General features: G+C 57.3%; 23 protein-coding genes. 6 read left to right on the top strand and 17 right to left on the bottom strand.

The annotated features are described in order from the left end of the window. Nucleotides 1-2 precede the first annotated feature (2 nt). The 12 genes from atpD to mnmG all read right to left on the bottom strand — a co-directional run bounded on the left by atpD (nt 3) and on the right by mnmG (nt 11,035). Nucleotides 3-1,382 (bottom strand): F0F1 ATP synthase subunit beta, encoded by a 1,380-nt coding sequence (atpD, locus tag J2Y39_RS15460; protein ID WP_016772406.1) that lies wholly within the window; start codon nt 1,380-1,382, stop codon nt 3-5. Between the two features lie 27 nt (nt 1,383-1,409). After that, complete coding sequence (gene atpG / locus J2Y39_RS15455; protein ID WP_007911960.1) at nt 1,410-2,270, bottom strand: F0F1 ATP synthase subunit gamma; 861 nt, start codon at nt 2,268-2,270, stop codon at nt 1,410-1,412. A gap of 50 nt (nt 2,271-2,320) precedes the next feature. Next, complete coding sequence (gene atpA, locus J2Y39_RS15450; RefSeq protein WP_310218603.1) at nt 2,321-3,865, bottom strand: F0F1 ATP synthase subunit alpha; 1,545 nt, start codon at nt 3,863-3,865, stop codon at nt 2,321-2,323. Nucleotides 3,866-3,886: 21 nt separating this feature from the next. Further along, on the bottom strand, nt 3,887-4,423 hold the full coding sequence (locus tag J2Y39_RS15445) for a F0F1 ATP synthase subunit delta (protein WP_016772404.1): 537 nt from the start codon (nt 4,421-4,423) through the stop codon (nt 3,887-3,889). Nucleotides 4,424-4,435: 12 nt separating this feature from the next. Continuing rightward, entirely contained in the window at nt 4,436-4,906 is a 471-nt protein-coding gene (locus tag J2Y39_RS15440; RefSeq protein WP_016772403.1) for a F0F1 ATP synthase subunit B, read from the bottom strand. Between the two features lie 58 nt (nt 4,907-4,964). After that, on the bottom strand, nt 4,965-5,222 hold the full coding sequence (gene atpE, locus J2Y39_RS15435; protein WP_003097235.1) for a F0F1 ATP synthase subunit C: 258 nt from the start codon (nt 5,220-5,222) through the stop codon (nt 4,965-4,967). A gap of 133 nt (nt 5,223-5,355) precedes the next feature. Further along, complete coding sequence (gene atpB, locus J2Y39_RS15430) at nt 5,356-6,225, bottom strand: F0F1 ATP synthase subunit A (protein ID WP_016772402.1); 870 nt, start codon at nt 6,223-6,225, stop codon at nt 5,356-5,358. Between the two features lie 16 nt (nt 6,226-6,241). Beyond that, nucleotides 6,242-6,649 (bottom strand): F0F1 ATP synthase subunit I, encoded by a 408-nt coding sequence (locus tag J2Y39_RS15425; RefSeq protein ID WP_016772401.1) that lies wholly within the window; start codon nt 6,647-6,649, stop codon nt 6,242-6,244. Between the two features lie 148 nt (nt 6,650-6,797). Then, nucleotides 6,798-7,670 carry a ParB/RepB/Spo0J family partition protein gene (locus J2Y39_RS15420; RefSeq protein ID WP_007960777.1) on the bottom strand — a complete coding sequence of 291 codons (873 nt, stop codon included), beginning with the start codon at nt 7,668-7,670 and terminating at the stop codon, nt 6,798-6,800. 9 nt (nt 7,671-7,679) lie between these two features. Further along, nucleotides 7,680-8,477 carry a ParA family protein gene (locus J2Y39_RS15415; protein ID WP_016772400.1) on the bottom strand — a complete coding sequence of 266 codons (798 nt, stop codon included), beginning with the start codon at nt 8,475-8,477 and terminating at the stop codon, nt 7,680-7,682. An 18-nt stretch (nt 8,478-8,495) separates the two neighbouring features. Beyond that, complete coding sequence (rsmG, locus tag J2Y39_RS15410) at nt 8,496-9,140, bottom strand: 16S rRNA (guanine(527)-N(7))-methyltransferase RsmG (RefSeq protein ID WP_016772399.1); 645 nt, start codon at nt 9,138-9,140, stop codon at nt 8,496-8,498. Continuing rightward, nucleotides 9,137-11,035: a tRNA uridine-5-carboxymethylaminomethyl(34) synthesis enzyme MnmG gene (gene mnmG, locus J2Y39_RS15405; RefSeq protein WP_310218600.1), complete on the bottom strand. Its 1,899-nt coding sequence runs from the start codon at nt 11,033-11,035 to the stop codon at nt 9,137-9,139. The genes rsmG and mnmG overlap by 4 nt, the downstream gene beginning before the upstream one ends. A 564-nt stretch (nt 11,036-11,599) precedes the next feature. Between mnmG and J2Y39_RS15400 the strand changes: the two genes are divergently transcribed. The 3 genes from J2Y39_RS15400 to J2Y39_RS15390 all read left to right on the top strand — a co-directional run bounded on the left by J2Y39_RS15400 (nt 11,600) and on the right by J2Y39_RS15390 (nt 15,607). Then, complete coding sequence (locus J2Y39_RS15400; protein ID WP_310218598.1) at nt 11,600-12,106, top strand: sigma-70 family RNA polymerase sigma factor; 507 nt, start codon at nt 11,600-11,602, stop codon at nt 12,104-12,106. After that, nucleotides 12,106-13,053 (top strand): FecR domain-containing protein, encoded by a 948-nt coding sequence (locus J2Y39_RS15395; RefSeq protein WP_256807481.1) that lies wholly within the window; start codon nt 12,106-12,108, stop codon nt 13,051-13,053. The genes J2Y39_RS15400 and J2Y39_RS15395 overlap by 1 nt, the downstream gene beginning before the upstream one ends. 118 nt (nt 13,054-13,171) lie before the next feature. Further along, on the top strand, nt 13,172-15,607 hold the full coding sequence (locus J2Y39_RS15390; RefSeq protein ID WP_310218596.1) for a TonB-dependent siderophore receptor: 2,436 nt from the start codon (nt 13,172-13,174) through the stop codon (nt 15,605-15,607). A gap of 43 nt (nt 15,608-15,650) precedes the next feature. Here the strand turns inward: J2Y39_RS15390 and mnmE are convergent, their stop codons facing one another. The 5 genes from mnmE to rpmH all read right to left on the bottom strand — a co-directional run bounded on the left by mnmE (nt 15,651) and on the right by rpmH (nt 19,572). Beyond that, nucleotides 15,651-17,018 carry a tRNA uridine-5-carboxymethylaminomethyl(34) synthesis GTPase MnmE gene (gene mnmE, locus J2Y39_RS15385; protein WP_252877171.1) on the bottom strand — a complete coding sequence of 456 codons (1,368 nt, stop codon included), beginning with the start codon at nt 17,016-17,018 and terminating at the stop codon, nt 15,651-15,653. 81 nt (nt 17,019-17,099) lie between these two features. Next, nucleotides 17,100-18,779, bottom strand: coding sequence for a membrane protein insertase YidC (yidC, locus tag J2Y39_RS15380; protein ID WP_041476523.1), 1,680 nt, complete (start codon nt 18,777-18,779; stop codon nt 17,100-17,102). Between the two features lie 2 nt (nt 18,780-18,781). Then, the gene (yidD, locus tag J2Y39_RS15375; protein ID WP_027901580.1) at nt 18,782-19,027 is read right to left on the bottom strand and encodes a membrane protein insertion efficiency factor YidD; all 246 of its coding nucleotides are present in this window, start codon (nt 19,025-19,027) and stop codon (nt 18,782-18,784) included. Next, the gene (gene rnpA, locus J2Y39_RS15370; RefSeq protein WP_310219046.1) at nt 19,020-19,421 is read right to left on the bottom strand and encodes a ribonuclease P protein component; all 402 of its coding nucleotides are present in this window, start codon (nt 19,419-19,421) and stop codon (nt 19,020-19,022) included. Before rnpA ends, yidD begins: the two co-directional genes overlap by 8 nt. A 16-nt stretch (nt 19,422-19,437) precedes the next feature. Beyond that, nucleotides 19,438-19,572 carry a 50S ribosomal protein L34 gene (gene rpmH / locus J2Y39_RS15365; protein WP_003213577.1) on the bottom strand — a complete coding sequence of 45 codons (135 nt, stop codon included), beginning with the start codon at nt 19,570-19,572 and terminating at the stop codon, nt 19,438-19,440. A gap of 566 nt (nt 19,573-20,138) precedes the next feature. On the opposite strand from rpmH, the gene dnaA reads away from it, so the two are divergent. The 3 genes from dnaA to recF are packed head-to-tail and all read left to right on the top strand — an operon-like array spanning nt 20,139 to nt 23,923. Beyond that, complete coding sequence (gene dnaA, locus J2Y39_RS15360) at nt 20,139-21,662, top strand: chromosomal replication initiator protein DnaA (protein WP_130903171.1); 1,524 nt, start codon at nt 20,139-20,141, stop codon at nt 21,660-21,662. 39 nt (nt 21,663-21,701) lie between these two features. Continuing rightward, a complete protein-coding gene (dnaN, locus tag J2Y39_RS15355; RefSeq protein WP_016772390.1) occupies nt 21,702-22,805 on the top strand; it encodes a DNA polymerase III subunit beta in 1,104 nt (367 codons plus the stop codon). Nucleotides 22,806-22,819: 14 nt separating this feature from the next. After that, nucleotides 22,820-23,923, top strand: a complete 1,104-nt coding sequence (gene recF / locus J2Y39_RS15350) for a DNA replication/repair protein RecF (RefSeq protein ID WP_056791117.1) — start codon at nt 22,820-22,822, stop codon at nt 23,921-23,923. The last annotated feature ends 1 nt before the right edge of the window (nt 23,924 follow it).

Raw genomic sequence — 23,924 nt, 5'->3', positions numbered from 1 at the left:
GATTACAGTTTCTTGGCTTTCTCGATCGCTTCTTCGATGCCGCCAACCATGTAGAACGCTTGTTCTGGCAGGTGGTCGTAGTCACCGTTGAGGATGCCTTTGAAGCCAGCAATGGTGTCTTTCAGGGAAACGTATTTACCCGAAGCACCGGTGAAGACTTCAGCCACGAAGAACGGCTGCGACAAGAAGCGCTGGATCTTACGAGCACGGTTAACCAACTGTTTGTCGGCTTCCGACAGCTCGTCCATACCCAGGATCGCGATGATGTCTTTCAGCTCTTTGTAACGCTGCAGAACATACTGAACGCCGCGAGCGGTGTCGTAGTGGTCCTGACCGATCACGTTCGGGTCCAGCTGGCGCGAAGTCGAATCCAGTGGATCTACCGCTGGGTAGATACCCAGGGAAGCGATGTCACGGGACAGAACGACGGTGGCGTCCAGGTGGGCGAAGGTGGTCGCTGGCGACGGGTCGGTCAAGTCGTCCGCAGGTACGTATACCGCTTGGATCGAGGTGATCGAACCTTCCTTGGTCGAAGTGATACGTTCTTGCAGAACGCCCATCTCTTCAGCAAGGGTCGGCTGGTAACCTACTGCCGAAGGCATACGGCCCAGCAGTGCGGATACTTCAGTACCGGCCAGGGTGTAACGATAGATGTTGTCGACGAACAGCAGAACGTCGTTACCTTCGTCACGGAACTTCTCGGCCATGGTCAGGCCGGTCAGTGCTACGCGCAGACGGTTTCCCGGCGGCTCGTTCATCTGACCGTAAACCAGTGCCACTTTGTCCAGAACGTTGGAGTCCTTCATCTCGTGGTAGAAGTCGTTACCCTCACGAGTACGCTCACCCACACCGGCGAACACGGAATAACCGCTGTGCTCGATGGCGATGTTACGGATCAGTTCCATCATGTTTACGGTTTTGCCTACACCGGCACCACCGAACAGACCGACTTTACCGCCCTTGGCGAACGGGCAGACCAGGTCGATAACCTTGATGCCGGTTTCCAGCAGGTCGTTGCCGCCTGCTTGCTCGGCGAACGAAGGTGCTGCGCGGTGAATGCCCCAGCGCTCTTCGGTGTCGATCGGGCCAGCTTCGTCGATCGGGTTACCGAGGACGTCCATGATCCGGCCCAGGGTCGCTTTACCGACCGGTACGGAGATGGCTGCGCCAGAGTCGGTGACTTCCAGACCGCGCTTCAAGCCCTCGGTGGAACCCATCGCAATGGTACGCACCACGCCGTCGCCCAGCTGCTGCTGAACTTCCAGAGTGGTTGCGGCCGCGCTTTGTACAGTCAGCGCGTTGTAGATGCTCGGTACGCTGTCGCGTGGAAATTCCACGTCGATAACGGCGCCGATGATTTGAACGATACGTCCGCTACTCATAGCTGGATCCTCTGAATATTTGAACCGTTAAACCGCGGCAGCGCCGCCGACGATTTCCGAGATCTCTTGGGTGATCGCAGCCTGACGCGCCTTGTTGTAGATCAGCTGCAAATCGCTGATCAAATCACCGGCGTTGTCGGTAGCGTTCTTCATCGCGATCATCCGCGCAGCCTGTTCAGCCGCGTTGTTCTCGACCACCGCCTGGTAGACCTGCGACTCGACGTAACGGACCATCAAGCCGTCAAGCAGCTCTTTGGCGTCCGGTTCGTAGAGATAGTCCCAGTGGTGCTTGAGATCCTGATCCGGGGTTGCCACCAGTGGAATCAACTGCTCCACGGTAGGCTGTTGCGTCATGGTGTTGATGAACTTGTTGGACACCACGGACAGGCGGTCGATACGGCCGTCCAGGTAGGCATCCAGCATCACCTTGACGCTGCCGATCAGGTCATTGATCGACGGCTCTTCACCCAGGTGGCTGATAGCTGCAACGACGTTACCGCCGAAGTTGCGGAAAAAGGCCGCACCCTTGCTACCGACTACACACAGATCAATCTCGACGCCGTTTTCGCGGTTTACCGCCATGTCCTTGACCAGGGCCTTGAACAGGTTGGTGTTCAAGCCGCCGCACAGACCACGGTCACTGCTCACGACGACATAACCGACGCGCTTGATTTCGCGGTCGATCATGAACGGGTGGCGGTATTCCGGGTTGGCGTTGGCCAGATGCCCAATTACCTGGCGGATACGCTCCGCATAAGGACGGCTAGCAGCCATGCGCATTTGTGCCTTGCGCATTTTGCTGACCGCCACTTTTTCCATGGCGCTGGTAATCTTTTGCGTGCTTTTGATGCTCGCAATCTTACTGCGAATCTCTTTTGCGCCTGCCATGTAACACCTATCAGGTTAGCAAGCGGGAGCCTCGCGGCTCCCGCTGCGGCTTACCAGGTTTGGGTGGCCTTGAACTTCTCGATACCGGCTTTCATGCCAGCGTCGATTTCGTCATTGAAGTCACCTTTAACGTTGATCTTGGCCATCAAATCGGCGTGATCGCGGTTGAAGAAAGCAATCAGCGCTTGTTCGAAGCTGCCGACCTTGGCGATTTCAATGTCAGTCAGGAACCCACGCTCAGCGGCATACAGCGACAGCGCCATGTCAGCGATCGACATTGGTGCGTATTGCTTCTGCTTCATCAGCTCGGTAACGCGCTGACCATGCTCAAGTTGCTTGCGGGTCGCTTCGTCCAGGTCAGAAGCGAACTGGGCGAATGCCGCCAGTTCACGGTACTGAGCCAGAGCGGTACGGATACCACCGGAGAGCTTCTTGATGATCTTGGTCTGAGCGGCACCACCCACACGGGATACCGAAACACCGGCGTTCACTGCAGGGCGGATGCCCGAGTTGAACATGGACGATTCCAGGAAGATCTGACCGTCGGTGATGGAAATCACGTTGGTCGGAACGAACGCGGAAACGTCGCCAGCCTGGGTTTCGATGATCGGCAGTGCGGTCAGGGAACCGGTTTTGCCGGTCACTGCGCCGTTGGTGAACTTCTCTACGTATTCTTCCGAAACGCGGGATGCGCGCTCCAGCAGACGGGAGTGGAGGTAGAACACGTCGCCTGGGTAAGCTTCACGGCCTGGTGGACGGCGCAGCAGCAGGGAAATCTGGCGGTAAGCCACTGCCTGCTTGGACAGATCGTCATAAACGATCAGCGCGTCTTCACCGCGGTCGCGGAAGAATTCACCCATGGTGCAACCGGAGTACGGTGCCAGGAATTGCAGCGCAGGAGATTCCGAAGCACTGGCAGCCACGATGATCGTGTTGGCCAGGGCGCCGTTTTCTTCCAGCTTGCGAACCACGTTGGCGATGGTCGATTGCTTCTGACCGATGGCTACGTAGACGCAGAAAATGCCGCTGTCTTTCTGGTTGATGATCGCGTCGATCGCCAGAGCGGTTTTACCGATCTGACGGTCACCGATGATCAGCTCACGCTGGCCACGGCCGACAGGGATCATGGCATCGACAGCCTTGTAGCCAGTCTGTACAGGCTGGTCTACCGACTTACGCCAGATCACGCCTGGAGCAACTTTCTCGACCGCGTCGGTCTCGGTGTTGCCCAGTGGACCTTTGCCGTCAACAGGGTTACCCAGAGCATCGACTACGCGGCCCAGCAATTCCTTACCAACAGGAACTTCGAGGATGCGGCCGGTGCACTTGGCGCTCATGCCTTCAGCCAGCGACTGGTAGGAGCCCAATACCACGGCACCTACGGAGTCCTGCTCCAGGTTGAGGGCCATACCGTAGACGCCGCCCGGAAACTCGATCATCTCGCCGTACATGACGTCGGCCAGACCGTGAATCCGCACGATGCCGTCAGATACGCTGACGACAGTGCCTTCGTTACGGGCTTGGGAGGTCACATCGAGCTTGTCGATGCGGCCCTTGATAATTTCACTTATTTCGGAAGGATTGAGTTGCTGCATTGCTCTGCTGCCCCTTCAAACTCAAGATTTCAATGCTTCGGCAAGTTTCGCGATTTTGCCGCGAATCGAGCCATCGATAACCAGGTCGCCGGCGCGGATCACGACACCACCAATCAAGGCAGCGTCCTCCGCAACTTGCAGGCGCACTTCCCGGTTGAGTCGTGCACTGAGAACCTTGGCGAGTTTGTCTTGCTGTTCTTGGTTCAATGCAAATGCACTGGTTACTTCAACGTCTACCGATTTCTCTTGTTCGGCCTTGTACAGGTCGAACAGAGCGGCGATCTCCGGCAGAAGCAGGAGACGGTCATTCTCGGCAACGACGTTGATGAAATTGCGTGCCTTTTCATCAAACTTGTCGCCGCACACGTCAATGAACGTGGCGGCCTTTTCTGCGCTCGTCAGTCGCGGGGCCTTGAGCACGCGCTGCAGGGTGTCGTCTTGCGACACCGCTGCTGCCAGGCCGAGCATGGCTGACCAATTGGCCAGTTGCTGGTGGGCCTGAGCGTGCTCGAAGGCCGCCTTAGCGTAAGGTCGGGCCAACGTGGTCAGTTCTGCCATGATCGCCCTCGCTTAGATTTCAGCAGCCAGTTGGTTAACCAGCTCTGCGTGCGCGTTTTGATCGATTGTGGCACCCAGGATCTTCTCGGCGCCGCCAACAGCCAGCAAGCCCACTTGGGCACGCAGCTTGTCTTTGACGCTGTTCAGTTCCTGTTCGATCTCGGCTTGAGCCTGAACCTTCACACGGTCAGCGTCGATACGGGCTTTTTCAACAGCCTCTTCGACGATCTGGTTACCGCGTTTCTTGGCTTGCTCGATGATTTCAGCTGCCTGAGCTTTCGCTTCGCGCAGTTGCTGACCCGCTTTCTCTTGGGCCAACTCCAGGTCGCGAGCTGCACGGCTGGCAGCGTCCAGACCATCAGCGATCTTCTTTTGACGTTCGTGCAGAGCAGCGATGACCGGAGGCCATACATACTTCATGCAGAACAGTACAAAAATCAGGAACGCAACGGACTGGCCAATCAGGGTCGCATTAATGTTCACGCCAACACCTCGCAGTTACGTTGTCCATCACACCAAATTACCCGGAAGATCCGAGTAATCAGCCAGCGATCTGACCAACGAACGGGTTCGCAAAGGTGAAGAACAGAGCGATACCAACACCGATCATGGTTACGGCGTCGAGCAGACCGGCAACGATGAACATTTTCACTTGCAGCATTGGAACCATTTCTGGCTGACGCGCTGCGCCTTCCAGGAACTTGCCGCCCAGCAGGCCGAAACCAATTGCGGTACCCAGTGCGCCCAGGCCGATCAACAGTGCAACAGCGATAGCGGTTAGACCAACTACAGTTTCCATCTTTCCTCCCGACTTTTACGTCGTATGGTTTAGGTTTTTTAGATTAAAGCGGTAAAACAAATCGTTTCAGCTGCCCCGCAAGGAGCTCCCTCCCGTTTGACCGGGAGGAACATCAGACTAGTCGAGACTGGTCTTAATGGTTTTCTTCGTGCGCCATCGACAGGTAGACGATGGTCAGCATCATGAAGATGAACGCCTGCAGGGTGATGATCAGGATGTGGAATACAGCCCACGCCCACTGCAGAACTACGCCCAGGCCGCTGAGCCAGAGCAGGCCGCTGCCGAACATCACAGCGATCAGAATGAACACCAGCTCGCCGGCATACATGTTGCCGAACAGACGCAGAGCCAGAGAGATCGGCTTGGCGATCAGGGTGACGAATTCCAGCAGGAAGTTCACCGGGATCAGCAGGGCCTGAACGAAGATGTTCTTGCTGCCGAACGGGTGCAGGGTCAGTTCGCCGATGAAGCCGCCGATGCCCTTGACCTTGATGCTGTAGAAAATGATCAGTGCGAACACCGAGAACGCCATGCCCAGAGTCGCGTTCGGGTCGGTAGTCGACACGGCGCGGAACGGGATGTGGGCATCGCCGGAGATCAGGATGGCCAGCTGAGGAATCCAGTCGACCGGTACCAGGTCGACGGCGTTCATCAGGAACACCCAGACGAAGATGGTCAGTGCCAGCGGTGCAATCACCGGGCTACGGCCATGGAAGCTGTCTTTCACGCTGCCATCGACGAATTCGACCAATACTTCAACGAAGTTCTGCAAGGCACCCGGCTGACCCGAAGTCGCTTTCTTTGCCGCCATGCGGAAAAGAAGAACGAAGATCAGACCCAGCGCGACCGACCAGCCGAGGGTATCGACGTGGAAAGCCCAGAAGCCCATTTCCTTGGCTTCTGCTGCGGTGTGGGCAAAGCCCCAGCCGCCGTTGGGTAGCTGACCGAAAGTCAGGTTCTGCAAGTGGTGCTGGATATAGCCCGAAGCGGTTGTCTCTGCCATGGTTGCCTCAAACGCCCTAAGGTCTCGAAAGTCTTGTTCTCATCAGCAGGGGAGCGAACCAGCTGACCGACTGCGTCAGCACGAACACGCCGAATACTGCGATCGGCGCCAGTGGCTTCACACCTGCGAACACCAGTGCAAACAGCACTGCCGTCAAAATAAGTTTGCCTGCCTCGCCGGCATAAAAAGACCGGACGATGGACTGGGCTGCTCGGGCGCCGGAAAACCGGAATGCCCTGTGAGCGAAATAAACATTGGGCAGCAAGGCTATCAGGCCTCCGCAAAGTCCCGAGTATCCGGCAACGACTCCATGCCATTGCCAGAGCGCCAAAGCGGCAATGAGCAGAATGACAAATTGAGCCATCAACACCGGAAAAACCGCTAGGCGATGGAAAGGCAAGCGGTTTGGCGTGCGGGTTTCCATCACAGTTGCTCTCCAATGGTCGGCTGCCGAAATTCAATAACTTGGCATAATTTGTGCCGACAAAATGCGCGCAGAGTATAGGGGCGGTTCTGCCCCTATTCAACTGTCAGGTAGTGATTTCCGACTGCGCGCTACATGAGGAAATGTTTCAGCGGATGTGTGCGAGCACACCTTGAAGCTCGTCGAGCGAGTTATAACCAATCACCAATTGGCCTTTGCCCTTCTTGCCATGGCGAATCTGCACCGCAGAGCCTAGGCGCTCGGCCAAACGCTGCTCGAGGCGAGCGATGTCCGGGTCAGGTTTTGCAGCTTCCACAGGCTCCGGTTTGCCACTCAACCACTGGCGAACCAGTGCCTCGGTTTGGCGCACAGTCAGTCCTCGTGCGACAACATGTCGCGCCCCTTCGACCTGCTGATTGTCCGGCAGACCGAGCAGGGCACGCGCGTGACCCATTTCCAGGTCACCGTGCGACAGCATTGTCTTGATCACTTCAGGCAGTGCAATAAGTCGCAACAGGTTAGCCACAGTCACCCGCGACTTACCCACAGCCTCGGCAACCTGCTGCTGAGTCAGCTGGAATTCCTGCTGCAAGCGCTGCAAGGCGACGGCTTCTTCGATCGGATTGAGATCTTCGCGCTGGATGTTCTCGATCAGCGCGATCGCAATGGCGGTTTCATCCGGCACATCGCGGACCATCGCCGGGATGGTTTCCTGCCCGGCCTGCTGACTGGCGCGCCAGCGGCGTTCACCGGCAATGATCTCGAAGCGACCGCCGCCAATCGGGCGCACCACGATCGGCTGCATCACGCCTTGGGCCTTGATCGACTGCGCCAGCTCTTCCAGGGCCTGCGGGTCCATGTCGCGGCGCGGCTGATATTTGCCGCGCTGCAGCAGGTCCAGCGGCAGGTGTTGCAGTTCGCGGGTGTCGGCCTGCGCGGCTTGTTCTTCCAGCGCGCTGACCGTCGGACCACTCAGCAGTGCATCGAGTCCACGTCCGAGACCTCGTTTCTTGACGGCCATGGGGATTCCTTAAGTTGGCTGAGCAGCAGCAATGCGTGAATTTTTGCGCTGACGACGAACCATCTCGCCTGCCAGAGCCAGATAGGCCAGGGCACCACGCGATTGCTTGTCGTAAGCCAGCGCCGGCATGCCGTAGCTCGGTGCTTCGGCCAAGCGAATGTTGCGCGGGATCACCGTGTCGTACAGCTGATCGCCGAAGTGTTCCTTGAGCTGCGCCGAAACATCGTTCATCAGGCTCAGGCGCGGGTCGTACATGGTCCGCAGCAAGCCTTCGACTTTCAGGTTCGGGTTGAGCAGCTCGGCGATGCGCTTGATGTTATCCACAAGGTCGCTCAAACCTTCCAGCGCAAAGTATTCGCACTGCATGGGGATAATCACCCCGTCAGCGGCGACCAGTGCGTTGAGTGTGAGCATCGACAGCGACGGTGGGCAGTCGATCAAAATGTAATCGTAGTTGTCACGGATCGGCGCCAGCGCGCTGCGCAGACGGCTTTCCTTCATCTGCATTTCCAGCAGCACCACTTCGGCCGCGGTCAGATCGCGGTTGGCCGGCAGCAATTGATAACCGCCGTGCTCGGAGAAGTGCATGGCCTGACCCAGGTCGCATTCACCGATCAGCAGATCGTAGACCGAGTTTTCCAGACCATGTTTATCCACACCGCTACCCATGGTGGCGTTGCCCTGTGGATCGAGATCGATCAACAGCACCCGGCGCTTGGTCGCGACCAGGGATGCTGCGAGGTTGATGCAGGTGGTGGTTTTGCCCACACCACCCTTCTGGTTCGCTATCGCGAATACCTTAGCCATTCTTGCTTGTGTTCCCAATCATGCCGTGCGGCGCAGTATCAGCAGATGGCGTTGGCCTTGGCAACCGGGGACGGCCAGGGCGTGTTCGCTATCGAGTTTGAAATCTGCCGGCAATGCTACCAGCTCATCGGCCGGATGAACGCCCTTCATTGCCAGCCAGCGTGTATCGGCATCGCCCAAGTGGCGAGTCCAGTTGGTGAAGTTTTCCATGCTGCTGAAGGCCCGGGAAATGATCCCGTTGAATGGTTGCGCAGGCTGGAACGCTTCGACGCGACTGTGGATAACTTGCAGGTTATCCAGCTTCAGCTCCAGTTTGACCTGAGTCAGGAAGCGGGTTTTCTTGCCGTTGCTGTCCAGACAGGTCACCTGCGAGTCCGGATACAGGATCGCCAGCGGGATACCAGGCATGCCACCGCCACTGCCAACGTCGAGCCAGCGACCGTTTTCGATGAACGACATCACGCTGAGACTATCGAGCAAGTGCCGCGAAACCATTTCGTCCGGATCGCGCACAGCGGTCAGGTTGTAGGCCTGGTTCCATTTGATCAACAGGGCCAGATAACCCAGCAGCAATTCATGCTGGGTTTCTGTGAGATTGACACCGAGCTCGCGGGCTCCTGTGGATAACTCTTCGGCGTGCTGCGAAGTGACCTTGGCACTCAAGCGCTTTGCTCCAACTGACGGCCCGCGCCGCGTTTTTTCAAATGAATCATCAACAGCGAAATCGCTGCCGGGGTCACGCCCGGGATCCGCGAAGCCTGGCCCAGCGTTTCAGGACGTGTGGCGCCGAGCTTGCTCTGGATCTCCTTGGACAGACCGGAGATGTTGGTGTAATCGATATCCACAGGCAATTTCGTGTCTTCGCTGGCGCGCAGACGGGCGATTTCGTCCTGTTGGCGGTCGATGTAACCGGCGTACTTGGTCTTGATCTCAACCTGCTCGGCGACCTGTGGATCTTCGGCGCCCTGCCCGGTCACTTCGACCAGACCGGCGTAGTCGATTTCCGGACGGCTCAACAGGTTGAGCAGGTTGTATTCGTGGGTCAGCGGCGTGCCGAATTTCTCGGCAATCGCATCGCCCTGCGGAGTGTTCGGCCGTACCCAGGTGCTTTTCAGGCGCTGTTCTTCAAGCTCGATGCTTTCGCGTTTCTTGCAGAAGGCCGCCCAGCGCGCGTCATCGACCAGACCGAGTTCGCGACCTTTTTCGGTCAGACGCAGGTCGGCGTTGTCTTCGCGCAGAATCAGGCGGTACTCGGCTCGAGACGTGAACATGCGGTACGGCTCTTGGGTGCCGAGGGTGATCAGGTCGTCGACCAGAACGCCGATGTACGCTTCATCGCGGCGCGGACACCAGGCCTCTTTGCCCTTCGCGCGCAGTGCAGCGTTGGCCCCGGCGAGCAGACCTTGAGCGCCGGCTTCTTCGTAACCGGTGGTGCCGTTGATCTGCCCGGCGAAGAACAGACCGCCGATGACTTTGGTTTCCAGGCTGTACTTCAGGTCGCGCGGATCGAAGTAGTCGTACTCGATCGCATAACCCGGACGCACGATGTGTGCGTTTTCCATGCCGCGGATCGACTGCACGATCTGCAATTGCACGTCGAACGGCAGGCTTGTGGATATCCCGTTCGGATACAGCTCATGGGTGGTCAGACCTTCCGGTTCGATGAACACCTGATGGCTTTCCTTGTCGGCAAAGCGATGAATCTTGTCTTCGATCGACGGGCAATAACGCGGGCCGACGCCTTCGATCTCCCCGGCAGCGGAATACATGGGCGAACGATCAAGGTTTGCCGCGATGATTTCGTGGGTACGCGCGTTGGTATGGGTAATCCAGCAACTGACCTGGCGCGGATGCTGCTCCTTGCTGCCCATGAACGACATCACCGGGATCGGAGTGTCACCCGGCTGCTCGGTCATCACCGAGAAATCCACAGATTTGCCATCAATACGCGGCGGTGTACCGGTTTTCAGGCGCCCGACACGCAATGGCAACTCACGCAGACGGAGGGCCAGAGCAATCGACGGTGGATCACCGGCGCGACCGCCAGAGAAATTCTGCAAACCAATGTGGATAAGTCCACCGAGGAATGTACCGGTGGTCAACACCACGGAATCGGCGAAGAAACGCAGACCCATCTGTGTGACGACACCGCGGACTTGCTCCTGCTCGACAATCAGGTCGTCAGCAGCCTGTTGAAATATCCACAGGTTTGGCTGGTTTTCCAGGATTTCGCGGACAGCGGCCTTATAGAGAATCCGGTCGGCTTGCGCACGGGTCGCCCGTACTGCCGGGCCTTTGCGGCTGTTCAACACACGAAACTGGATGCCGCCCTTGTCGGTAGCCATGGCCATCGCGCCGCCGAGGGCATCGATTTCCTTGACCAGATGGCTTTTGCCGATGCCACCGATGGCCGGGTTGCAACTCATGGCGCCGAGGGTTTCCACGTTATGCGTCAGCAACAGGGTTTTTGCCCCCATGCGTGCTGACGCCAGTGCTGCCTCGGTACCGGCATGACCGCCGCCGATGACGATCACTTCAAAACGGGAAGGGAAATCCACCACGCACCTCGTGCCTGCTTAAGTAGGTCATTCAGGAAATATTGAAACCAGGTTTCTGGACCTGGTCGGCAAGTATAGGGACTTCGCCCTTTCTAAAGAACCCTTTGCACAAAATTTAACCAGCTGTGGAGAACTCGAGGTTAAAAGAATAAAAAAGAGAGAAATTTATAAAACCTTTGTTTTTATGTTTATTCTTACTGAGCACCATTTCTGTGGATAGATCGCTACAGGCCATGTTTTACAGTGTGTACAGATGTTCAAAACTCTGTGCTCATGTGGCAATGAGGCCCTTGGATAACCGGTGTAAGCCTGTGGATGAAAGGGATGGTTATCCACAGAGCGGGTTATATCCAGTTTTCAACCCCCTTTATCAACTGACCTCAGGAGCAGTTATTCACAGGGCTTAATCCACAGAAAATCGCCGACATGTCTTTTTCCGGACGCAAAAAAAGCGTCAGCGAGGGATTGGTGACGCTCGGCAAGCCAATTGCAGGAAATGGCTATTGTGAGAGGACGTAACAGAAGCTAATAATAGCCATTATCATTAACACGTCAGTTTCTCCCATGCCCCTACCCGCCCACACCGCTGCGATCGAGCAAATCTACGAGCAACATCATTCGTGGCTGTATGGTTGGCTCAATGGCAAACTGCACAACGCCTGCGATGCAGCCGATGTGGCGCATGACACGTTTTTGCGAGTTCTGGCGGCGCGCAATGCAGCTCATATTCGTGAGCCGAGGGATTACCTGACGACTATTGCGCGCGGCCTGGTCATCGATCGTTATAGACGCAGGGCGATTGAAAGCGCTTATCTGCAGGCCCTCGCAGCTCGGCCGGAAGCGTCAGTCATTAGCGAAGAAGACAGGGCGCTGATCATTGAAACCCTGATCGCTGTGGATAAAGCATTGACCGGGCTGGGTCCGCGAACACGGCAGATCTACATGCTTTCGCAAGTCGACGGACTGACTTATCAACAGATCGCCGTGCAATTGAGAGTCTCGCTGACCACAGTAAAAAAACACATGATCCGCGCCCTGACTGAGTGCGCCCTGGTCATGGCGCAGCCATGATGGCCGCCGCTGCAAACCGTCAGGTATTGGAAACTGCCGCCAGCTGGTACGTGCAGTTTCAATCCCAGCCACCGAGCCTTGCCGAACAAAAGGCCTGGCAGCTGTGGATAGACAGCGATCCAGCGCATCTGGCGGCGTGGAACCAGATGGAACAATTGCAGCGCCACCTAGGTACGCTGCCGCAGGATCTGAAACGACGTGCGCTCAATAGCGGCCAACAAAGACGCCAGGCACTCAAACTGCTGTTGCTTGCAGCGGGAACAGGTTTCGTTGGCTGGAACGTTCAACGACACACATCCCTGGGCAACGTCTGGGCCGACTATAAAACCGGTGTGGGCCAGCGTCGCACCATCAGCCTGGCCGATGGCAGCCAAATCCAGCTCAACACCGACTCGGCCATTGATGTTTCTTTCGACGCAGCGCAACGCCTGATTCAACTGCGTGCCGGTGAAATCCTCATCCAAACCGGCAAGCTTGGCGATCAGCGGCCGTTTTATGTGCAAACCCGCGACGGGCGGATTCAAGCTTTGGGCACCCGGTTCTCGGTGCATCAGATGCCGGACTCAACCCGGGTCGGCGTGCTGGAGGATCGAGTCAGCGCTCAACCCGCGCAGTCATCCACTGCTGCGCTCATTCTGAAAGCAGGCGAAGGCGCGGATTTCGATAGTCGACATATCGGCCTCAGTCATCCCTTCCAACCATCAGACGTCGGCTGGATCAACGGCCAGTTAAACGTTATCGACGCGCGCCTGGGCGACGTAATCGCGGAGTTGGGACGCTATCGCAGTGGTGTATTGCATTGTGATCGCCGCGCCCGGGATCTGCGGGTCTCCGGGACTTTCCGGCTCGATTCGACCGACGCAGTGCTGGCCAACCTTCAGGCCTCGTTGCCAATCAACGTGCGTTATTTCAGCCGTTACTGGGTCTCGATCAGCCATAGCGCTTGATCAAAAAATGCCTGGGGAAAAATAATTTCAAGCAGGGTTATCTTTTTTCGCCCTGACCCGGCCCTACAGGTAATCGCGATAAACGCGGCTCTTCGCCACCTTCAGGGCTAATCCACACATGCGTCTTCCCACGTTCCGTCAGCGCTTTTCTCCACATTGCATTGCATGCAGCTTATTGATGGCCAGCGCTGCGTCTTGTCTGGTGATCAGCAACAGCGCCTTCGCGGCGTCGGTATCCCAGCGTTACGCCATTGCCGCCGGCCCGCTGGATAGTGCCTTGAGCCAGTTCGCCTCTGCCGCCAATGTGATTCTGTCGTTCTCGCCGCAGCAGACCAGCCGCTTGCACAGTGCCGGGTTGAACGGCGATTTCAGCGTCGACCAGGGTTTTGCCCGATTGCTGCAAGGCTCGGGTTTACAGGCAGTGCCACAAGCTCCTGGCAGTTACATTCTGCAGAACGTGCCTAACGGTGACGCCCTGGAACTGGCGCCGACCAACATCAATGCGCAGTTGGGCAATCCAATGCATCTGGATTACGCCGCCGACGTCGGCTACAAGGCGCAAAACAGCCGGATCGGTACGAAAACCAGTACGCCGCTGTCGCAAACACCGCGTTCGGTGTCAGTGGTAACCGGTCAGCGGATCAAGGATCAGAAATCCCAGACTCTCACCGACGTCCTCGGCTACGTGCCGGGAATCTTCGCCCCACCGTTCGCCGCCGGTGACAGCCTGGCTGGAGACCTGTTTTATATCCGTGGTTTCAACGCCACCGATTACGGCTACGGTCTGCTGCGCGATGGACTGCGCGTGCAGGGCAATCGCTATGACACCAGCACCGAGCCGTACGGACTTGAACGGGTCGAGGTATTCCGTGGCCCGTCGTCGCTGCTGTATGGCGAAAATGCGCCGGGCGGTCTGGTCAATCTGGTCAGTAAACGCCCGACCGCCGCGCCTCAGGGCGAAGTGCAATTGGGCTATGGCTCGAACAATCGCCGGCAAATCGGCGTAGATGTCTCCGGCCCGCTCAATGACAGCGGCAACGTTCTCGGACGCGTGGTGATGCTGGGGCGCAAATCCGATACCCAGACCGAGCACGTTCCTGACGACCGGATTTATGTCGCCCCTTCGCTGACCCTGAATTTCGACGATTTCAATACGCTGACGCTGTTGGCCAACTACCAGAAAGACCACACCAACATGGAGCTTGGCCTGCCGGCCGCCGGTACGTTGCTGAGCAATCCCAACGGCCGGTTATCCAAAGACACGATGCTCGGCGATCCGGACTGGAATACCTTCGAACGGGAAACCTGGAGCAGCGGTTACGAGTTCAGCCACTCGTTCAACGATGACTGGCAGTTCCGCCAGAACTCGCGTTACATGCAGTCGCGCATCACCCGCCACGAAACCTGGCCGGGCAATCTGAACAACGCCGGTTTCGGCACGCGGTTGAACGTGACCGCTTACGATCGCTTCAACAAATCCATGGTGTATTCGCTGGATAACCAGCTCGAAGGCAAGTTCGAGGCGGGCGAGCTGGAAAACACCGTGCTGTTTGGCGTCAGCTACGATCGCACCTCGTTCAACCAGGACTGGAATGCCGGCGTTGTCGGGCCGATCGATGTGTATAACCCGGTTTACCTGCGCGATCCGACCACGCCAATTGCCGTGCAGAACACTTTGCTCGAGCAGCAGATGAAGGGTGTTTATGCACAGATTCAGAGCAAGTACGACCACTGGCTGTTCCTGCTGGGCGGGCGCCAGGACTGGGTCGACAGTGACTTCCGCGACAAGGTGGCGCGAGGCAGCAACATCAGCTCCGAGGACAAGAAGTTCACCTATCAGGGCGGCGTGATGTATCAGTTCGACAACGGCATGACGCCGTATGTCAGCTATTCAACAGCGTTCGTGCCGGTACAGCAGATTTCCAATGCCGGCGCACCGCTTGATCCGATCACCAGCAGCCAGTACGAAGTGGGTTTGAAGTACGAACCGATGGGCTGGGACACCGCTTTCACCGCTTCGGTGTATGACCTGCGCAAAAAGGACGACACCTATTTCGACGCAACGACGTCAACCTATCGCCAGGTGGGCGAAAGCCGCGCCAAAGGGGTGGAGCTGGAACTCAACAGTAATTTGACGCAGAACCTCAATGTCACGGCGGCTTATACCTACACCGACGCAAAAATTACCAAGGATTCGGCGACGTCGCTGGTCAAGGGCCACCAAATGACCGGCGTGCCGCGTAATCAAGCGTCGGCCTGGGCGAAATATCGCTTCCTCGACGGTGATTTGAAAGGCTTGTATGTGGCCGGTGGCGTGCGTTATTTCGACAGTGCGTTTGCCTACACTTCGCCTTCTCTCTACGGAAAACTGGATGCCGGCGACGTGACATTGGTCGACGCGGCTGTTGGATATCAGATCGATACACACTGGAGTGTCGATTTGAACGCGAAGAACCTGTTCGATAAGGAATACGTTTCGGGATGCAACGACGCAGGTCGCTGTTACTGGGGCGAGGATCGTACTTTGCTCGGTACGGTTTCCTATAACTGGTGAATGGAAAAAGGGGCCGTGGATGAATTATCCACAGCCCCTTTCTTTATTTGCCGATGCAGAAGCTGGAGAAAATCCTTCCGAGCAAATCATCAGAACTGAACGCCCCGGTAATTTCACCCAGGGAATGTTGAGCCTGGCGCAAATCCTCAGCGAGCAACTCCCCAGCGCCCGCCAGGGTCAGTTGCGCGCGGCCATGTTCCAATGCCGCGCTGGCGTGGCGCAGTGCCTCCAGATGCCGGCGACGTGCGCTGAAGCTGCTCTCCGAGGTCTGCTCGTAACCCATGCACGCCTTTAGATGATCACGCAGCAGGTCGAGGCCTTCAGCGGACTTGGCGCTGAGACTGATGGTCACATGGCCGTCGTCACTGGTTTCCAGAGCAATCGCTTCACCGGTCAGATCGGACTTGTTACGGATCAGGGTGACTTTCGCCGGATCCGGTCGAGACTCAAGGAATTCTGGCCACAAGGCAAAAGGATCCAGTGCCTCCGGTGCGGTCGCATCGACCACCAGCAAAACCCGATCCGCTTCACCAATGGCTTTCAACGCCCGTTCCACACCGATCTTTTCCACATGATCATCGGTGTCACGCAGTCCTGCAGTATCGACCACATGCAACGGCATCCCGTCGATGTGGATATGTTCGCGCAGGATATCCCGCGTAGTACCGGCAATCTCGGTGACGATGGCGGCTTCGCGACCGGCCAATGCATTCAACAGGCTGGATTTTCCGGCATTCGGCCGCCCAGCGATGACGACGGTCATACCATCACGCAACAATGCGCCCTGCCCCGCTTCACGCAGCACTGTGGATAACTCATCGCGTACCTTATCGAGCATGCCCAATACATGACCGTCGGCGAGAAAGTCGATTTCCTCTTCCGGGAAGTCGATGGCGGCTTCGACGTAGATACGCAGACCGATCAGTTGCTCGGTCAAGTTATGCACACGCTGGGAAAACGCACCCTGTAATGAACGCAATGCATTGCGCGCAGCCTGTGCAGAACTGGCTTCGATCAAATCGGCGATTGCCTCGGCCTGGGCCAGATCGAGTTTGTCATTGAGGAAGGCGCGCTCGCTGAATTCACCTGGACGGGCCAGACGGCAGCCCAGTTCCAGACAACGCTTGAGCAACATGTCCAGAACGATCGGGCCGCCATGGCCCTGCAATTCCAAGACGTCTTCGCCGGTAAACGAGTTCGGACCCGGAAAATACAAAGCCAGACCTTCGTCCAGCACCTGCTGGTCGTCACTGAAAAACGGCCCGTAATGAGCGTAACGTGGTTTCAGTTCTCGGCCGCTGATGGCTATTGCCGCAACGCTGGCCAACGGCCCGGAAATACGGACGATGCCCACACCGCCGCGCCCTTGAGCGGTGGCGACAGCGGCGATGGTTTCACGGGGTGTGCTCATAAAGCGGCATCCAGACAAAAGTGGCAGATAGCAAAACGCCCCACTAGGGGGCGCTTTGAGTGGTGTTATCCACAGTGCAAGTTACGCCTCGGCTTTTTTCGTCGCCGCTTCGATCTTACGCGTGATGTACCACTGTTGTGCAATCGACAGGCAGTTGTTCACAACCCAGTACAGTACCAGGCCCGCCGGGAACCACAGGAAGAAGAAGGTGAAGATGATTGGCATCATTTTCATGACCTTCGCCTGCATCGGATCCGGAGGCGTCGGGTTCAGCTGCTGCTGGATGAACATGGTTGCGCCCATGATGATCGGCAGAATGAAGAACGGATCCTTGATCGACAGGTCAGTGATCCACAGCATGAACGGCGCCTGGCGCATTTCCACGCTTTCCAGCAGAACCCAGTACAGCGACAGGAAGACCGGCATCTGCACGAGGATCGGCAAGCAGCCGCCCAGTGGATTGATCTTCTCTTTCTTGTACAGCTCCATCATGGCCTGCGACATTTTCTGCCGGTCATCGCCATGTTGCTCTTTCAGCGCAGCCAGTTTCGGAGCCACGGCACGCATGCGCGCCATCGATTTGTAGCTGGCGGCCGACAGCGGGAAGAAGATCCCTTTGATCAGCATGGTCAGGAAGATGATCGACCAGCCCCAGTTACCGACAATGGCGTGGATATGTTGCAGCAGCCAGAAGATCGGCTGGGCAATGAACCACAGAATGCCGTAGTCGACGGTCAGTTCCAGACCTGGGGACAACTCTTTCAACACAGCCTGGCTTTTCGGACCTGCGTACAGCACAGCGCTGGTTTCAACTTTTGCACCTGGAGCAGCGGTCAGAGTCGGACCGGTGTAACCGATGATGTAGTTGCCTTTGCTGTCTTTACGGGTCTGGACGATATTGTTCTCGCCCTTGGCCGGAATCCACGCGGTCACGAAGTAGTGCTGCAGCCAGGCTACCCAACCACCGGTGACGGTTTCCTTGAGCTGCGCCTTGTCCATGTCCTTCATCGACACTTTCTTGTACGGCTCGGAACTTGTCCACAGGGCGGCGCCCAGGTAAGTCGCGGTGCCAGTAGCCGTGGTCGACGAAGGATCAGCGCTGGCGTCGCGCTTCAACTGGGCAAACATTGCGCCGTTCCAGGGCTGAGCGCTCTGGTTATCCACAATGTAGGAGACAGCGACGTCGTACAGGCCACGTTTCATGGTGAAACGCTTGATGTAGTTGACGCCGTCCTTGCTGAATTTCAGGTCAACGACGAGTTGATCCTGACCGTCAGCCAGTTGGTAAACCTTCTTCTCCGAGGAATAAACCGGACGACCGGCCGGGTTTGCATCCGGGCCGTTGGTACCGATCAGACCGCTTTGCGCCAGATATACACGTTCGCCGCCGTTATCGAACAGCTGGAACGGAACGTCAGGACGATCCTGACGACGTGGATACAAAGGCAGAGTCAGTTGCGCAACGTCGCCACCCTGTGGATCGATCGCCAGATCGAGCACATCGGTCTTGACCTGAATCAGATCCTTGCTGGCGGCGACCGGCGTTTCGGCAGGTGCGCTGGTATCGCTGGCGGCGCGCGGAATATCGTCACTGGCAGCATTTGTGCCAGTGGCGGTGTCCGGCAAACCGGATGTAGTCGTACTGGAAGCAACATTCTGAGTCGGCAGGGCAGCCTGGCCATAATCCTGGTTCCATTTAAGAACCATGACGTAGGACACGATTGCCAGGGCGACGATCAGGATCGTGCGTTTGATATCCATGATTACTCGGCCATCGAAGAAGAACGGGAGGTAGGGACAGGTGGAACCGGGTCATAACCACCGGGATTCCACGGATGACAGCGACCTAAACGACGAAAGGTCAGCCAGCCACCGCGCAGAAGGCCATGATTTTCAATGGCTTCATACGCGTAGCAGGAACAACTGGGGTAGAAGCGACAGTGGCTGGCCATTAAAGGACTAATGGCATAGCGATAAAACTGGATCGGAACGAGGGCCAGTTTACGCATCGGTACTGTCTACCCCTACAGTTTCGGTTTTGACTGCCGGAACGGGCTTGTTGCGTGCCAGACGCTTCCAGAGTTTGCCGAAATGCTGAATCAATTCGGGGTTTTCTACATCACCCAAACCTTTGCGCGCGACGATAACGATGTCCCAGCCGACCAGTGAATCCTGGTGCAGACGGAACGATTCGCGCATCAGACGTTTGAGGCGATTGCGCTCAACGGAGAGCTTTACGCTCTTTTTCCCGATAACCAGCCCGAGACGGGGGTGATCAAGATCGTTGTTGCGTGCAAGGAGCAGGAGATTTTTCCACGGAACCTTGCCGGTAGGGGAGTCAAAGACTGCCTTGAAATGCCGGGGGGTAAGCAGACGCTTTTCCCGACTGAAGTCCTGACTCACCTCCAGTACCGGATTATCAAACTGCCAGACGCGCACGACCTTTGGCGCGACGACGCGACAGGACTGCGCGGCCGTTCTTGGTAGCCATGCGAGCACGGAAACCGTGGGTACGAGCGCGTTTGATAGTGCTTGGTTGGAAAGTACGTTTCATGTCGTGTTACCTGGTTCGTCCACAACGGGCCGGAATGGCCCCCGTTTTAAGAGACCGGGGATTCTAGAGAAAGCAAGCCTTCAGGTCAATTTCCAACCAGCGTTTCCTTATAAATAGATCAGGGCAGGGTTTGAGCTCGAAAGCCTGTCAGCTAGATATAGAAATAAAGAAGGGAATTATTTAAAGCTTTTCTGTAAAGCTTGTAAAAGCTAGACACGCCATCTTCTGTGGATAACTGCCATGGGGCCTTATTCTTCGGGGTGTACAGAGAATGACAACTACAGTGGAAAACCGTGTTCAGCCTGTGCTGCGCTATCGGAAAAGCTGTGTGTGAAAGGGCTTGTTATCCACAGGCTGGTTATCCACCGGGTTTAACCCCCAGTTGTCCAGTGCCCTCAGAGGCGTTTATCCACAGGGCTTATTCATGTGCCGTTGGTCGCCTTTTAATGCGTTAACGCATTGATAAATGATGGCGATGGACCTACCTGCATGTGGATAAGTGAACCGCTCGCCGCTACAATGGCCGCTTGTTTTTGCCTCACCGGCTTTCAACTTAGGGGATATCCGTGTCAGTGGAACTTTGGCAGCAGTGCGTGGAGCTTTTGCGCGAAGAGCTGCCTGCCCAACAATTCAACACCTGGATCCGTCCACTACAGGTCGAAGCCGAAGGCGACGAGTTGCGCGTCTACGCACCGAATCGTTTCGTGTTGGACTGGGTCAACGAAAAGTACCTGGGCCGCGTTCTTGAACTGCTGGATGAGCACGGCAATGGCTCGACACCGGCGCTGTCCTTGTTAATAGGCAGCAAGCGCAGCTCGGCACCTCGTGCCGCACCCAATGCGCCGCTGGCGGCCGCGCAAGTTGCTCAGGCGCAGGCCAATAATGTGCCAGCGAGCAATCCGGCACCGACGCCAGCCCCTGCTCCGGCCAAACGTTCCACACAGAAGGCCGCTGAAGTCAGCGAAGAACCTTCCCGCGACAGCTTCGACCCGATGGCCGGCGCCGCTTCGCAGCAGGCCCCGGTTCGCGCGGAGCAGCGCACCGTGCAGGTAGAAGGTGCGCTCAAGCACACCAGTTACCTGAATCGCACGTTCACCTTCGAAAACTTCGTTGAAGGTAAATCCAACCAGCTCGCCCGTGCGGCGGCCTGGCAGGTGGCGGACAATCCCAAGCACGGTTACAACCCGCTGTTCCTTTATGGTGGTGTCGGCCTGGGTAAAACCCACTTGATGCACGCGGTGGGCAACCATCTATTAAAGAAGAATCCGAATGCCAAGGTCGTGTACCTGCATTCCGAGCGCTTCGTGGCCGACATGGTCAAGGCGTTGCAACTGAACGCCATCAACGAATTCAAGCGTTTCTACCGTTCGGTGGATGCCTTGCTGATCGACGATATTCAGTTCTTCGCCCGCAAGGAGCGTTCCCAGGAAGAGTTTTTCCACACCTTCAACGCGCTGCTTGAAGGTGGTCAGCAGGTCATTCTCACCAGTGACCGCTACCCGAAGGAAATCGAAGGCCTTGAAGAACGTCTCAAGTCCCGTTTCGGCTGGGGACTGACCGTTGCGGTCGAGCCGCCTGAGCTGGAAACCCGCGTGGCGATCCTGATGAAGAAGGCCGATCAGGCCAAAGTCGATCTGCCACACGACGCCGCATTCTTCATTGCTCAGCGCATTCGCTCTAACGTCCGTGAGCTGGAAGGTGCGCTGAAACGTGTGATCGCTCACTCGCACTTCATGGGCCGCGACATCACCATCGAGCTGATTCGCGAATCCCTCAAAGACTTGCTGGCGTTGCAGGACAAACTTGTTTCTGTGGATAACATTCAGCGCACCGTCGCCGAGTATTACAAGATCAAGATTTCCGACCTGCTGTCCAAGCGCCGCTCGCGCTCGGTGGCTCGTCCGCGTCAGGTGGCCATGGCGTTGTCCAAGGAACTGACCAACCACAGCCTGCCGGAAATCGGCGATGTGTTTGGCGGCCGCGACCACACCACCGTGCTGCACGCCTGCCGCAAGATCAACGAACTTAAGGAATCCGACGCGGACATCCGCGAGGACTACAAGAACCTGCTGCGTACACTGACCACTTGATGAACACCAGCGCAGCTTATTAAGGCAAGGGACTAGACCATGCATTTCACCATTCAACGCGAAGCCCTGTTGAAACCCCTGCAACTGGTCGCAGGCGTCGTCGAGCGCCGACAGACCTTGCCGGTACTGTCCAACGTGCTGTTGGTCGTCGAAGGCCAGCAACTGTCGCTGACCGGTACCGACCTGGAAGTCGAGCTGGTCGGTCGTGTGCAACTCGAAGAGCCGGCCGAAACCGGTTCCATCACCGTGCCGGCGCGCAAGCTGATGGATATCTGCAAAAGCCTGCCCAACGATGCGCTGATCGACATCAAGGTCGACGAGCAGAAGCTGGTGGTAAAGGCCGGTCGTAGCCGCTTCACCCTGTCGACCCTGCCGGCCAACGACTTCCCGACTGTTGAAGAAGGCCCGGGCTCGCTGACGTGCAGCCTGGAGCAGAGCAAACTGCGTCGCTTGATCGAACGCACCAGCTTCGCCATGGCCCAGCAGGACGTGCGTTACTATCTCAACGGCATGCTGCTGGAAGTTTCCGCTGGTGTGATCCGCGCCGTGGCCACCGACGGACACCGTCTGGCGATGTGCTCGATGCAGGCCGATATCGGTCAGCCGGATCGCCATCAGGTGATCGTGCCGCGCAAAGGTATCCTCGAACTGGCGCGTCTGCTCACCGAGCCGGATGGCAATGTCAGCATCGTCCTCGGCCAGCACCACATCCGCGCCACCACGGGCGAGTTCACTTTCACCTCGAAACTGGTCGACGGTAAATTCCCGGATTACGAGCGCGTCCTGCCGAAAGGTGGTGACAAGCTGGTACTCGGCGATCGTCAGGCGTTGCGTGAAGCGTTCAGCCGTACCGCGATTCTGTCCAACGAGAAGTACCGCGGCATCCGTCTGCAACTGGCCAGCGGTCAGTTGAAGATCCAGGCCAACAACCCGGAGCAGGAAGAAGCGGAAGAAGAAGTGGGCGTTGAATACAACGGCGGCTCGCTGGAGATCGGCTTCAACGTCAGCTACCTGCTCGACGTGCTGGGCGTGATGACCACCGAGCAGGTTCGCCTGATCCTGTCCGACTCCAACAGCAGTGCGCTGGTGCAAGAGTCCGACAATGACGATTCGGCTTACGTTGTCATGCCGATGCGTCTGTAATCAGCTGATCCTGAATGTCGTTAAGTCGTGTTTCGGTCACCGCGGTGCGCAATCTGCACCCGGTGACCTTCTCCCCCTCCCCCCGCATCAACATTCTTTACGGCGCCAACGGCAGCGGCAAAACCAGTGTTCTGGAAGCCATTCATCTGCTGGGGCTTGCCCGTTCGTTTCGCAGTACGCGGCTGTTGCCTGTCATTCAGTACGAACAGCTCGCCTGTACCGTATTCGGTCAGGTTGAACTGGCTGAAGGCGGACACAGTGCGCTGGGGATTTCCCGCGACCGTCAGGGCGAGTTCCAGATTCGCATCGACGGCCAGAACGCCCGTAGCGCTGCGCAGCTGGCGGAGATCCTGCCGCTGCAGTTGATCAACCCGGACAGCTTCCGTCTGCTGGAAGGCGCACCGAAGATTCGCCGGCAGTTTCTCGACTGGGGCGTGTTCCACGTCGAACCGCGTTTCATGGCCACTTGGCAGCGTTTGCAGAAGGCGCTGCGCCAGAGAAACTCCTGGCTGCGGCATGGTACACTTGACGCCGTTTCGCAAGCGGTTTGGGACAGGGAACTGTGCCAGGCCAGCGCTGAAATCGATGAATACCGCCGCGCTTACATCACAGCCTTGAAACCGGTCTTCGAACAGACCTTGAGCGAACTGGTTGAGCTCGAGGGTTTGACGCTCAGCTATTACCGAGGCTGGGACAAGGACCGCGAATTGAGCGCCGTACTCGCCGCTTCCGTACAACGGGACCAGCAGATGGGGCACACCCAGGCCGGACCGCAACGAGCTGATTTGCGTCTCAGATTGGGCGCACACAATGCCGCGGACATTTTGTCCCGGGGTCAGCAGAAGTTGGTGGTGTGTGCACTGCGGATTGCCCAAGGGCACCTGGTCAGCCAGGCCCGTCGCGGACAGTGTATTTATCTGGTGGATGATTTGCCGTCCGAGCTGGACGAGAGCCACCGCCGCGCGCTGTGCCGCTTGCTGGAAGACTTACGCTGCCAGGTGTTTATCACCTGTGTAGATCACGAATTACTGAGGGAAGGCTGGCAGACGGAAACGCCAGTCGCTTTGTTCCACGTGGAACAGGGCCGTATCACCCAGACCCACGACCATCGGGAGTGAA

This window comes from Pseudomonas sp. 2957, assembly GCF_031456345.1.
Classification (GTDB): Bacteria; Pseudomonadota; Gammaproteobacteria; order Pseudomonadales; family Pseudomonadaceae; genus Aquipseudomonas; species Aquipseudomonas siliginis.
The sequence above is the reverse complement of the archived record's forward strand: the minus strand, read 5'-3'. Positions and strand labels throughout refer to the sequence as shown.

Bases quoted from the DNA above. Each gene is read 5' to 3' on its own strand.
- atpB (WP_016772402.1), bottom strand. From the start codon at position 6,225: ATGGCAGAGACAACCGCTTCGGGCTATATCCAGCACCACTTGCAGAAC.
- rpmH (WP_003213577.1), bottom strand. From the start codon at position 19,572: ATGAAACGTACTTTCCAACCAAGCACTATCAAACGCGCTCGTACCCAC.
- J2Y39_RS15400 (WP_310218598.1), top strand. From the start codon at position 11,600: ATGCCCCTACCCGCCCACACCGCTGCGATCGAGCAAATCTACGAGCAA.
- atpA (WP_310218603.1), bottom strand. From the start codon at position 3,865: ATGCAGCAACTCAATCCTTCCGAAATAAGTGAAATTATCAAGGGCCGC.
- atpD (WP_016772406.1), bottom strand. From the start codon at position 1,382: ATGAGTAGCGGACGTATCGTTCAAATCATCGGCGCCGTTATCGACGTG.
- J2Y39_RS15420 (WP_007960777.1), bottom strand. From the start codon at position 7,670: ATGGCCGTCAAGAAACGAGGTCTCGGACGTGGACTCGATGCACTGCTG.
- atpG (WP_007911960.1), bottom strand. From the start codon at position 2,270: ATGGCAGGCGCAAAAGAGATTCGCAGTAAGATTGCGAGCATCAAAAGC.
- yidC (WP_041476523.1), bottom strand. From the start codon at position 18,779: ATGGATATCAAACGCACGATCCTGATCGTCGCCCTGGCAATCGTGTCC.
- J2Y39_RS15390 (WP_310218596.1), top strand. From the start codon at position 13,172: ATGCGTCTTCCCACGTTCCGTCAGCGCTTTTCTCCACATTGCATTGCA.
- J2Y39_RS15425 (WP_016772401.1), bottom strand. From the start codon at position 6,649: ATGGAAACCCGCACGCCAAACCGCTTGCCTTTCCATCGCCTAGCGGTT.
- yidD (WP_027901580.1), bottom strand. From the start codon at position 19,027: ATGCGTAAACTGGCCCTCGTTCCGATCCAGTTTTATCGCTATGCCATT.
- recF (WP_056791117.1), top strand. From the start codon at position 22,820: ATGTCGTTAAGTCGTGTTTCGGTCACCGCGGTGCGCAATCTGCACCCG.
- dnaN (WP_016772390.1), top strand. From the start codon at position 21,702: ATGCATTTCACCATTCAACGCGAAGCCCTGTTGAAACCCCTGCAACTG.
- J2Y39_RS15395 (WP_256807481.1), top strand. From the start codon at position 12,106: ATGGCCGCCGCTGCAAACCGTCAGGTATTGGAAACTGCCGCCAGCTGG.
- J2Y39_RS15445 (WP_016772404.1), bottom strand. From the start codon at position 4,423: ATGGCAGAACTGACCACGTTGGCCCGACCTTACGCTAAGGCGGCCTTC.
- atpE (WP_003097235.1), bottom strand. From the start codon at position 5,222: ATGGAAACTGTAGTTGGTCTAACCGCTATCGCTGTTGCACTGTTGATC.
- mnmE (WP_252877171.1), bottom strand. From the start codon at position 17,018: ATGAGCACACCCCGTGAAACCATCGCCGCTGTCGCCACCGCTCAAGGG.
- J2Y39_RS15415 (WP_016772400.1), bottom strand. From the start codon at position 8,477: ATGGCTAAGGTATTCGCGATAGCGAACCAGAAGGGTGGTGTGGGCAAA.